The sequence below is a fragment of the Protofrankia sp. Cas8 genome, assembly GCF_963555845.1.
Classification (GTDB): domain Bacteria; phylum Actinomycetota; class Actinomycetes; order Frankiales; family Frankiaceae; genus Protofrankia.
Window position 1 is genome coordinate 29,677 of record NZ_CAUVXI010000021.1, and the last position, 9,254, is coordinate 38,930.

5 protein-coding genes and 1 pseudogene are annotated in these 9,254 nt (G+C 67.8%); 2 read left to right on the top strand and 4 right to left on the bottom strand.

The window, feature by feature from the left end:
• A partial coding sequence (locus U9977_RS05780; protein WP_322748126.1) for a hypothetical protein occupies nt 1-257 on the top strand: 257 nt, incomplete at its 5' end.
• A gap of 703 nt (nt 258-960) precedes the next feature.
• Here the strand turns inward: U9977_RS05780 and U9977_RS05785 are convergent.
• Nucleotides 961-5,304 carry an FtsK/SpoIIIE domain-containing protein gene (locus U9977_RS05785; protein WP_322748127.1) on the bottom strand — a complete coding sequence of 1,448 codons (4,344 nt, stop codon included), beginning with the start codon at nt 5,302-5,304 and terminating at the stop codon, nt 961-963.
• A gap of 215 nt (nt 5,305-5,519) precedes the next feature.
• On the opposite strand from U9977_RS05785, the gene U9977_RS05790 reads away from it, so the two are divergent.
• Nucleotides 5,520-6,626, top strand: a complete 1,107-nt coding sequence (locus U9977_RS05790; protein WP_322748128.1) for a phosphotransferase — start codon at nt 5,520-5,522, stop codon at nt 6,624-6,626.
• A gap of 55 nt (nt 6,627-6,681) precedes the next feature.
• On the opposite strand, the gene U9977_RS05795 is transcribed toward U9977_RS05790, so the two are convergent.
• The 3 genes and pseudogenes from U9977_RS05795 to U9977_RS05805 form a co-directional block, all read right to left on the bottom strand.
• Nucleotides 6,682-7,863 (bottom strand): Rieske 2Fe-2S domain-containing protein, encoded by a 1,182-nt coding sequence (locus U9977_RS05795; protein WP_322748129.1) that lies wholly within the window; start codon nt 7,861-7,863, stop codon nt 6,682-6,684.
• A gap of 179 nt (nt 7,864-8,042) precedes the next feature.
• A pseudogene (locus U9977_RS05800) lies at nt 8,043-8,180 on the bottom strand (aldehyde dehydrogenase family protein); the annotation flags it as partial.
• Nucleotides 8,174-9,124 carry a TetR family transcriptional regulator gene (locus tag U9977_RS05805; protein WP_416210484.1) on the bottom strand — a complete coding sequence of 317 codons (951 nt, stop codon included), beginning with the start codon at nt 9,122-9,124 and terminating at the stop codon, nt 8,174-8,176. The pseudogene U9977_RS05800 and the gene U9977_RS05805, both read right to left, overlap by 7 nt.
• Nucleotides 9,125-9,254 lie beyond the last annotated feature (130 nt).

Below are 9,254 nucleotides of genomic sequence, written 5' to 3' on the forward strand. Positions count from 1 at the left end.
GCGTCGAAGTCGTCCTTCGTCCGGGTACCGACGGAATCGTGCTTAAACCCTTCTATGGTAAGGATTTCGGCGGCCCCTTTGATGCGGCTCTTCCTCATGTCGAGAAGGCCCTTCGGGGCCCGGTATTCCGAGCGAAGCTCAAGGGTCAGCTAGAGACCGCGCTGCCCGGTCTTGCGAAGAATCCGGATCGGTTGGTGAGGAATCGATCTATCGAAGTCCATCGACTTCTCAAATTGCTGGAAAGAATTGGAAGATGATTGGCTGGAAATCGTTGGTCTCGAAGACTCTGCCGAGATTCCGGATCTACCATTCCGGGTGTGCCGGATAATCGGCTATCTGGGAACTGGGCCATATGATGACATTCTCGTCGTCGTTCTGGATGGGGACCGGGGAAGGTTGGTGATAGCGAATGGAGATTCGGCGGGAGTCAATTGCGTTGCCATGACTTCAAGCTGTCGACTTTTGGTTCTCAAAGAACTCGTCAGAGTCGACTTTGAGGCCGTGCATGCGGGCGGCTACGAGGTGTTGGCCCCACCGGCCGGCAAACTGCTTGCCGCCAGTCGCAACGGTGTCGCCGCCGACCTGCCGATCCGGACGGTCGGCCCGGATGGTATCGGCGATCTTTGGCTCGAGCGGTCCGATTCCCTGGGAGGCAGTGCGCTGCGGAACAGTGCTGAACGGCCGGCGGTGGTCAGGTTCTGTGTTCCGCGGAACGCACAGATACAGCGGGATCGTAGGTAGAAAAGGTCATCATAACGGCCGATTCCACCTACTGTCGGACGACATTCGGCCGAACGGTAGGTGGTTCTGGTCATCAGGATGGCCTCAACGACCTACGAATTCTGGTTTTGTTATTTGGATTCTGTTTACCGGCGGCATCACATGGCAGACGGTGAAGCCTTTTGACCGACATGACCATGCCACCCTGCTGCGGGATACGGCGGCGGTGCCGGGGACCGGCTACCGGGCCAGCTGCACCAGGGCCGTGGTGCGGGCGGTGGCGAGGTAGCCGCGGCCGGCCGGAGCGGCGAAGAACTGGTCGGGTTCCAGTTTGAAGCCGTGATCGTATGCCGTCCCCCGCACGGTGGGCGTGAGCAGCAGCCGGGCACCGCTGGTCATGATCTCGCTGACGACCCGAGCGAGGGAGCGGTGCTGACCGGTGAGGATGGGTGCCGCGTCGCCGCACAGCACCAGCGCGTGGCGGCCGAGCGAGCCGGGGCCCGCGATGTCCTGAAGCAGCGTCGGGCCGTCGGCGAAGTTGACCTGGGTCGGAATCAGGGTGATCTGTCCGCAGTCGTCGACGACCACCGCGTACCGGCCGTCGCCGAAGGCTTCGGCCGTGGCCCGTAGGTCGGTGTCCTGCACCGTCGTCCCGGTCACGATCCGGACGCCGTCGTCGTCATCCCCGACAAGGGTCGGCAGCGGTGAGCGTGGTGGGGCGAGGACCAGTACGCCGACGCCGATCCGCCGCAGCCCGCGAATGACGGTCGCCGCCGCGGTCGTCCGTCCGGACCTCGTGGGGCCGGAGACCAGCAGCACGTGCGGCCCGGCGTCGAAGAAGTCCATCCCCACGACGTCCAGATTCAGGCCGCCCACGCCGAGCGGCAGCCAGGTGTCGGACGGGGGCGGGTCGGGTAGCCGCAGGTCCTCGACCCTGAGCTGGGTCGGTAGCGGCGGGAACGGCCGTGGCAGGCGGGCTGGTCCGGCGGCGGGCAGTCGGGTGGTGGTAAGCCGGGCGGTGACCTGGCCGATGAGCATGTCGGCGTCGACATCTGGGCGGCAGATCTGGACGTGCGTCCCGGTGGCGGCGTCCACGGCCCGGCCGGGTACGGTCGGCGGGCTCGCCACCCCTGACGGCAGTTGTGCCCGGCGCACCTCCTCCTTGCCGAACGGCAGGAGCAGGCGGTGGGTGAACAGCGTCGCCACTCTGCTGGTGAACAGCTCCTGGCCGCCCAGCGGCACGACGTGTACACCCAGCGGTGGCCCGGCCTCGATCGTCTCGCGCAGCGTGGTCAGCAGGGACGTCTCCTGAAACGTCGGGTCGCTGCGGTTTTCGAACCGTTCCCAGCCGTCGACCACAACGACGATCCACGGCTCCCGCTGTCCCTCGGTCGCCGGGCCGCCACCGCCACCGCCACCGCCACCCAACCGTGCTGTCTGGCGCCGGGCGACCTCCGCATGCAGCCAGGTGACGAACCGGCGGATGCGGTCGGGCTCGTCGCCGGCGATCACCGCGCCGCAGTGCGGCAACCCCGCGTAGGCCGCCAGCCCCGCCGGTTGGTGCTCGATGACGTACACCTGCGCCTCGTCCGGCCGAAAGCGTGCCGCCAGACTGGTGATCAGTGTACGGGCCAGCGTCGTGCGGCCCTGCTGCGGCCCACCGGCCACCAGCAGCCGGTCCCTTCCGGCGAGGTCGAGCACGGCCGGCGGCTGGGCCTGGGCGTCGGGGATGTCGATCAGGCCGTACGGGATAGCCGTCGCGGGGGGTTCGACGGTGGCCCTGGCGGTAAGGTCGTCGAGCGTCAGGTCCGCGGGCAGCGACGGCAGCAGCGGTCGCAACGGCGCCGGGCGGCCCAGCCGGCTGGCGGCGGCCTCGATCGCGCGGACGGTCAACGTCTGGTCGGTGGCCGCGCCGCCGTGGTCCGCTCGATCCTCCGGCCGGGCGGTGCCGAGCGCGACCCAGTCCACGATCCGGATGTGAGCGGGCCGCGCCCCACCGACGGGCGGCGGATCACCCAGGTAGCCGGACTGGAACAGGCGCGGCGTCCGCGTCTCGTCCTTCGTGCAGAGAATCATGCCGCGGCCACGCAGCCGGCCGGGGATGGCCGCGGCATCCGGTATGCCCAGGACCTCGACGCTGTCGGCCGGCTCGTTCTGTCGGAGGGTGATCCGCAGTTCGATGTTGTTCTTCAGCTCGGCCGACAGCTTGCCCTGCAGCGACTGCGTGGCCAGCACCAGGTGCATGCCCAGCGACCGGCCTTTGGCCGCGACGTTGACCAGTGCCCGCAGGAAGTCCGGGGACGTCTCCAGTACCCGGGCGAACTCATCGAAGATCATAACAAGGCGGGGGAGCGCGGGCAGCCCGGGTGCATCGCGCCGGGCCCGCCAGTACTCGTCGATCTCACCGCCGTACCGGGCGAGCAGGGACTCCCGGCGGCGCACCTCCGCCCGTACCGAGGCGAGGACCCGGTCGGCGGCAGCCTGGTCGAAGACGTCCGCCGGTGTCTCGCCGGTGGAGCGGATGAGCCCGACGACGTGCGGGCAGCGCTCGAACGGGAGGAACGCGCTGCCGCCCTTGAAGTCGACGAGGACGAGGTTCAGCTCGTCGGGGGTGTTGGCCAGTAACAGCGAGGTGACGAGCGTCTGGAGCAGGATGCTCTTGCCCGCGCCGGTGGCGCCGCCGAGCATCGTGTGCGGTCCCTGCCCGGCGAGGTCGACGGTGACCGGACCGTCCCCGTCCGCGCCGAGGAGCACCCGGGTGGTCGGCCCCGGCTGGTCCGCCCACAGGGCGAGCACGTCGTCCGCGGACGGTAGGCCGACGCCGACGAGGTCGAGGAAGCGCACCGGGTAGGGGATGGCTGATTCCGCACTGCCCAGTGACAGCCGGTCGCGCAGGGCTGCGAGGGCCCGAGCGAGCAGCTCGGCGTCGGCGGGGTCGATTCCCTCGCAGCGGCCGACCGCGACCTGCTCGCCGCGGCGGTGGGTCAGCCGGACGGCACGAGTGTCGTCGACCTGACATTCTGCGCGGCACTCGTTCATCCCGTGCCGGTCGACGGCGATCACGTACACGCCCGCCTCCGGCCCGTCCCGCAGGATCGCCTTCATACCCGACAGGTTGCGCAACGCGAGTGCACCGTCGAGCACGACCACGACGTCCTCGGCGAAACCGACGTTCCCGCTGCCCCGGCGTTCGGCGGACCGGATGGTGATCAGATCCCGGAGCTCGGCGATGCGGCTGGCCCGGGTGTGCTCGGTGTTGCCGACCCAGCAGGGCACCGGGCCCGCCTCACCTGCGGCGACGTGCGGCAGCCAGGCCGCCCACGCCAGGTCGCCCCGATCCCCGGATGTGATCAGGACGATCCGCAGGTCGTCGGGGCTGCGGAGCACGCCGAGCTGGACCAGCAACCACCGGGCCAGGTCAGCGGCGGGGCCGGCCGGACCGGTGACGCCCAACACACCCACGGCGCGCAGGTCGACGGTCAGCGGCACGCCGCGCAGGGTCGGCTCGGTGAAACCGGCCCAGCGCTCGCCGCGCAGGTCGATCGAGGCGGGCTCGTCCGCGGTGCCCACTCGCAACCGCAGACCGTCCGGCGAGTCCGCGTTGCGCGGCCATACCCGGCGGTCGGCTCCGGTCGCGGCAAGGGTGAGGTCGAGCCGGTCGGGCGCCTGCGCGCGGCGGATCTTCTCCTCGGCGGCCACTGCGGTCGTGATCGTGTGCAGCGCCGCCCCCTTCTCCTTCTCGAAGCGTTGATCGTCAGCGCCCCGCTGTCTGCGGGTCACCAGCTGGTTGCCGATGACGCTGGCCGGGCCGAGTAGGCAGGTCACCAGCAGGATGGGGTTGCGCATGACCACGAACAGGACGCCACCGATAAGGACCGGCAGCAGCGCCGGGATCCAGACGGCGCCGCGGGAGGCGGTCTGGCGGGTGGGGACCGACGGCAGCGTCACCTCGGTACGTCCGACGGCGGGTGTCGGGGCGAAGGCCCGGTCGAAGTCGAGGCGACCGTCGTGGCTGCGAGTCGTCGGCAGCGGCGAGCGGGGCAGCGGCACCCACTCCATGCGGTCGGTACCGGCCTCGAGAACGGCCCCGGCCGCAAGGGGCGCCGGCCCGACCAGGGACGCGTCGTCGACCAGGGTGCCGTTGCTGGAATGGAGGTCCTCAACGGTGACCGCGCCATCCCTCGACACCGTGAGCGCCGCATGGTTGCGGGAGACTTCGTCACAGGTGAGCACGACCCGTGCCTGCGGATCGCGTCCCATGACGTGGCCGCCCGGATCGAGCCAGCTGACCAGGCCGGCGTCGTGGCCGTCGAGCACCCGCAGCGCGCCGACGGCACCGGGCACAACGGCGCGCGGTTGTGGACCCGGCGCTCCGATACTGATTGTCGTGCCGTGCACCAGCGGGCTGTCGCCAACGGTCGCGGCGGGGTCGAGCAGTCGGCCGTCGACGAAGCAACGGCGACCGCCGACCGGTAATGGCAGCGCGTCGAGCACGGAACCGACCCCGGTCCCGGGATCGGCCGATATCTCGACGTCATACCGCGCGCCGGTGCCGGGGTCGTGCACACTCAGTCTGAGGATCATCCTCTGCTTTGCTCTGTGTGTGTCCGTGTGCTGTAGCCACCGCCAGGTACCACCAAGAACAGTGTCTCGGACATCATCGGAGGCCGACCGCTTGAGGTGTGCCCGGGCACGTACAGGTTCGTCAAGGACCGGCGATTGCCCTCGGGTGCCGCCGTGAGGAACGGATGTCTTCGTCAGGCCAGTCGTCTGCAACGGTTTCTGTGCCAGAATCCAGCATGGCAAGTCTACCCAGGTCGGCTGAAGACCTCACCCCCGCGATGCTGACCACCCTGTTGCGTTCGGCCCATCCAACAGTTGTCGTCGACGGGGTGGACCTGATAGGCGCGACGCGGGTCGGTGTTGCCACCGCTACCGGTGAGAAGGCATCAACCGCGGATCGTCTGACGCTCGGATTGCAGTACGCGCCGGGATGCGATGCAGGGCTGCCACCGCGGATGTTCCTCAAGACCCTGCTGGTCGGTGAGGATCAGTCGGGTCTGCCGCGCGCAGCTCCCGCCATGTACCGCACGGAGATCGGTTTCTACCGGGAGGTCCGCCCCCAGCTCGACGTGGAGGCACCCCGGATGTTCTTCGGCGATCTCGACGACGAGACCGGGCAGTTCGTGGTGCTCATCGAGGATCTCTCGTTGCGGGATGCAACATATCCCAATGCGCTGGGGTCACTGACCCGTGAACAGGCTGCCGCGCTGCTTGCGGAGCTGGCCAAGGTCCATGCCGCCTACTGGTCAAGTTCTGATCTTCACGAGGTCTTCCCATGGCTGGAGACACCCGACTCGGGCGAGAACATGGAGTTCTTCCGGACCATCGGTCGGAAGATCTTCGACAAGCAGCTGAAGATCGACTGGAAAGCCGAGATCGTCGCCGGACTCGGGCGATCACACGACGAACTCTGGGCGGCGTTGTGGAAGCTTCAGGTCCTCATGGAGAAGGAACACAGATGCCTGCTGCACGGTGACGCTCACGTCGCCAACACCTATCTGCTGCCGACGGGTGGCGGACTGCTCGACTGGCAGTTCTGCAAGGCCGGTAACTGGTCCAGCGACGTCGCCTACCTGATCGTGACCGCCCTTGATTCTGAGCGTCGGCGGACCCTTGAGCGGGACCTGATCGCCGGTTACCTCGACGAACTCGCCCGCCACGGCGTCACGCCTCCCAGCGCCGATGACGCCTGGCTGCTCTACCGGCAGAACATGGTCTGGGGGGTGGCTGTGGGCTGGGTGATGACTCCGCCCACCCACCACGGCCCGGCTCTGATCAGTGCCAACCTTCAGCGGTGTGTCACTGCTGCCATCGACCTCGAGTCCTTCAAGGCCGTCAGCTGACCGCAGCGTTCGCTCCGCTGATGTCAATCCCCGCCGATGTCGGCGGCCGGTGATCTTACCGGCCGCCGTGGCTGTCGGCCGCGGTGGGCTGCCCGTCGTGGTCGTTGCGGGGCGCTGGCGTCGGCTCACCCGTCGGCGTCGGCTCACCCGTCGGCGTCGGCTCACCCGTCGGCGTCGGGTCCCCGAAACGCCAGCCGGGTAGGATATGGCGGCGGTAGAAGGCCCGGTACTCGCGTATGGCCGCCCCGTCCGGTTTCACTGAAAGGGGCTTGGCGGGGGCCCGCATCCACCTGAGAACTTCCATGTCGGAGTAGTAGTTCCACTTGATGATGAAGAACATGAGCCGGCCCAGAACACGGTTGAGCGGGCCGAAGTAACGGTCAGGGCCGATCTTGCGGACGGCGATACGCCAGGTGAAGATGAACAGACCCTCGCGTACCGGTGTACCCCCGGTGAGAACTGTGAGCATGGGCGACGTCCGGTCGATAGTCGCATCCTGCTGCGTCCGGTACACGCCGATGCAGGGCGCGGCCATCTCACCGAACGCGTGCGAGTTGAACAGCCGTTGGACCTTGGATTGCGGCTGCCCGCCCGCGGGTCGGAGCTGGAACTCGAAGCGGTCTCCCTCGTTCGCCAGGACGGCGTATTCCACCGGTGCGGTGATCCGATGGCTGTACGGGAAATGGTAGGAGTCGACGATGTGCTCGGATATCGGCAGGGGCTCACCGCGGCCGATGTACACCTCGCCCTTGACATTGAGGAATTGTGAGGAGTCGAAGTGTGAGACGTCGAGGAACTCCCGGACGGGCTCCGGGCCGTACCAGAAGTAGATGTTTCCCGCCCGTTCGATGACGGGTACCGCGTGCTGGCGGGCCCGGCGTGGGATACTGGCGGCCGGCACCCGTGGAATAGCCGCGCAGCGGCCATCGGTCTCGAATTCCCAGGCGTGGTAGCCGCAGGCCAACCGGTCGCCGCTCACCCAGCCGCAGCGACCCAGGTCGGCCCCCATGTGACAGCACTGGCTGTCGATCATGCCAACTGTCCCGGTCCGGTTTCGAAAGAGCGCGAACTGGCGGGACATGAATTCGACCGGAACCACCTGGCCGGCTTTTAGATCTTCGCCGAAACGCGCGAAGTACCAGCCGACCGGGTAGTCGGTGAGCTGTTCCTCGTGCGCAGGCTGGTTCGCCAACAGCCGTCGGTCGTATGCCTTGCGCCGTCGTCGCGGTGCCGACACAGGTCCTCCTCCGGTACGTCCACCGAGCACATGAGCACGTCGAGGCGCCCGTCGGCGCTGATCGTGAACGTGACCACCGGCGCCCGCCCGCCCGCGAACACCGTGACGTCATCCTGGCCGAGGCCCCGATCGGTATGACGTGGGATCGGGGTGGCGTAGGACGACTTTCCTGGCTGACTTTATACCGCTGGGCTGGCGATTGTCTTGGCTTGCAGGTATTCCCGGAAGCTGCCGAGACCGTGTTCGCGGCCGACACCGCTGATCCCGTAACCCCCGAACGGCGTGTCGGGGTAGAAGTTCATCCCGATGTTCATGGTCTGTCCGGTAGCTGCCCTGGTGGTGCGGAGCATGGTTTCCCATCTTCGCCGGACTGGCAATCAGCACGGGGGGTGCCCGCTGCGGGGGGACGGCTTTCCCCGGAGCGAACGGTGCGGGTGGTTGTGCGGGAGGACGGGGCGGCCAGCATCCCGGACATGGCCTCAGCCAGGTCTGTGACCAGATCATATAGGTCTGTGACCAGATCGTGCAGTTCTTCGCCCGAGGGCGGGCCACCTGGGTCGCGACCGGTGGGATCAGTTGCGCAGTGTGCAGCCGCGTCGGGTTGCGCCTCGGTGGCGTGGACGCGTTCGTAGTCGGCAAGCGCGGCGATGGCCATCCGCATGGCAAGGTTGAATCGGCGCCGGAACACAGCTTCCGGCAGGGTGGGAAGAGCCTGCCGCAGGATGTCCCGGGCCTGGCGGAACGTGGCGTCCGTGCCGCTCTCCGGTCGGCGGATGCGATGATCACGTGCGTGGTCGGCCTGAAGCCGGGCCAGGAAACTGACGTACTGGCCGTGACCAACCAGTTCCGCCAGCGGCCGTACGATGGCCTCGACCGTGGCTTGGATCGTCGCCTGGCTGGTGGCCTGGCTGGTGGCCTGGGCGAGCAGTACCGATCTGCGTGCGTTGAGTACGGTCGCGCGATGTTCGAAGATCGCTTCGAGGAGTCGCTCCTTGTCGCCGAAGTGATACTGGGCCGCTCCGGTATTGTGACTACCCGCGGCAGCGGCGATCTCGCGCAGCGAAACCGCGTCGAGACCCCGTTCCGCGAACAGGCGTTCAGCCGTCGCGATCAGGGCGTCACGGGTGGTCCTGCTACGATCGTAACTACGGCGTCGCTCGTTGCGGCCGGGGTTGCCGGTGATTGTCAGGCCACTCACCCATCCAGTGTGACGCCGACGCTTGTCATGTCCCCGTGGCCACTCAGCCCAGCCCCTTTTCATATTCTGGCACAACTGCTTTAGAGCGCCCGGCAGTAGGGGCGTGGATCAAGGAGCAGGGCTGGGGCACGTAGATCGCGAGGCGGAGGAGGGAGGCACCCTGGTGTTGGGTGTCGACCGACGACAACGAGGC

Bases quoted from the DNA above. Each gene is read 5' to 3' on its own strand.
- U9977_RS05785 (WP_322748127.1), bottom strand. From the start codon at position 5,304: ATGATCCTCAGACTGAGTGTGCACGACCCCGGCACCGGCGCGCGGTAT.
- U9977_RS05790 (WP_322748128.1), top strand. From the start codon at position 5,520: ATGGCAAGTCTACCCAGGTCGGCTGAAGACCTCACCCCCGCGATGCTG.
- U9977_RS05805 (WP_416210484.1), bottom strand. From the start codon at position 9,124: ATGAAAAGGGGCTGGGCTGAGTGGCCACGGGGACATGACAAGCGTCGG.